2 protein-coding genes are annotated in these 1,803 nt (G+C 39.6%); both read left to right on the top strand.

The annotated features are described in order from the left end of the window. Positions 1-257 precede the first annotated feature (257 nt). Positions 258-941 carry a VIT1/CCC1 transporter family protein gene (locus HUK45_RS09240; RefSeq protein WP_191912046.1) on the top strand — a complete coding sequence of 228 codons (684 nt, stop codon included), beginning with the start codon at positions 258-260 and terminating at the stop codon, positions 939-941. 14 nt (positions 942-955) lie between these two features. Continuing rightward, entirely contained in the window at positions 956-1,645 is a 690-nt protein-coding gene (locus HUK45_RS09235; RefSeq protein WP_191912045.1) for a VIT1/CCC1 transporter family protein, read from the top strand. The last annotated feature ends 158 nt before the right edge of the window (positions 1,646-1,803 follow it).

Below are 1,803 nucleotides of genomic sequence, written 5' to 3'. Positions count from 1 at the left end.
GTATTTTGAAGACATCGACGGGCTGGTCGGTGTCTTTTTCTTTTACTAACATATATTTTAAAGGAAAACGGAGTTAAATGAAATCCGAAGATTTCATCTAACTCCGCTTATTATTAGGGACGTATGTCACAGCCCCTTTATCCTTTGAAGGATAATTAATAATCTTTCTAAACTATCGTTCCTAGTACAAATTTATTAGTTGATCTATTTTTGGAGAATGTTATAATGATTCTAATTTAAAAAGAGGAGTTTTCGGAATGGCAAGAAAAAAGATGTCGCTGGCACAGAAAGTTAATATTTTACGTGCCAGTGTAATGGGGGCCAATGATGGTATTATTTCAATTGCCGGAATTGTTATCGGGGTTGCTGCTGCAACTAACAATGCCTATTCTATTTTAATTTCTGGACTATCAGGAACGTTAGCCGGAATGATTTCAATGTGTATGGGTGAATACGTATCGGTATCTACCCAGAAGGACTCGCAAAAAATGGCATTGATTAGCGAACGTCAACGATTAGATGATCAATACCAAGAAGAATTTGATTATGTTCAGCAAAAGTATGAAGATCAGGATATTGATCCTAAACTTGCTAAGCAGGCTACCAAGGAATTGATGGATAAGGATGCCCTATCCACCGTTGTTCAAGAACGGTACGGGTTTAATCCTAAAGAATTTACCAGTCCATATGCGGCTGCCATTGCATCATTCATCTCTTTTCCAACCGGATCTGTCTTACCAATGTTAGCAGTTACGCTTGCACCAGCAGAAAGTAGAATTCTTACGACCGCAATCGCTGTTTTGATCACCCTCTTAATAACAGGGTACTGTGCTGCGATCTTGAGTAATTCTAACCGGTTGAAGTCAAGTATTCGGAATGCGATTGCTGGATTGCTAACTATGGGTGTTACCTATATTATTGGTCAGCTGCTAGCATACTAAAGGAGGGGTGAGTGATGGAAAAGGTTAAACAACAAAAGAAACAAACGATGGAAGAGAAGCTGAATACCCTTCGTGCTGGAGTATTAGGTTCGAATGATGGTATTTTAACCGTTGTTGGTGTTCTGGTTTCCGTTGCTGCTGCGACATCTGACCGGTTTACGATCTTTATTGCGGGTCTATCTGATTTGCTTGCGTGTGCGTTTTCAATGGCTTCTGGGGAATATGCTTCAGTTTCAACACAGAAGGATACGGAGGAATCAGCTGTAAGTAAGGAGCAACATCTCTTGAAAACTGATTTTGAAAGTGAAGTTGCTGCTGTTAAGGATTATTATGTTAGTAAGGGTATTACTCCAGAAACTTCACTCGCAATTGCCAAGGATCTTCTTAGTAAGAAGCCTCTGGAGACCGTTGTTCGGGTTAAGTATGACATTGAGTTGGGACACTACCTAAACCCTTGGGATGCCGCGTTCTCCTCTCTTTTTTCAGCGGCTGCCGGTGGAATTTTTCCCCTTTGTGCAATGACTTTTGCTCCTGCTGCTTATAAGTGGTATGCGGTTATTTTGGCGGTAGTTTTAACTAGTGCGCTAACCGGGTATATTAGTTCAAAGCTTGGAAATGGACTAGTAAAAATTGCGGTTATTCGAAATATTATTATCGCGTTGATTACTGTTGCCATCCACTACGGAGTTGGTAAGCTTTTCTAAAATTATAGATAGTAAAAGGGGAGCCCGGGAAATTATTTGGGTATCTGTCAACTGGTATTGATGGATATCGATACCACTCACAGAAATGTGGGTGGTATTTTTTTATACAAAAAGACAATCAATTCTTAAAAAGAAAAATTTTTGATTGGCAAAACCAT

This window comes from Limosilactobacillus urinaemulieris (genome assembly GCF_014838745.1).
Classification (GTDB): domain Bacteria; phylum Bacillota; class Bacilli; order Lactobacillales; family Lactobacillaceae; genus Limosilactobacillus; species Limosilactobacillus urinaemulieris.
Note: the sequence above shows the minus strand (reverse complement) of the source record. Positions and strands in the feature narration are given on the sequence as shown.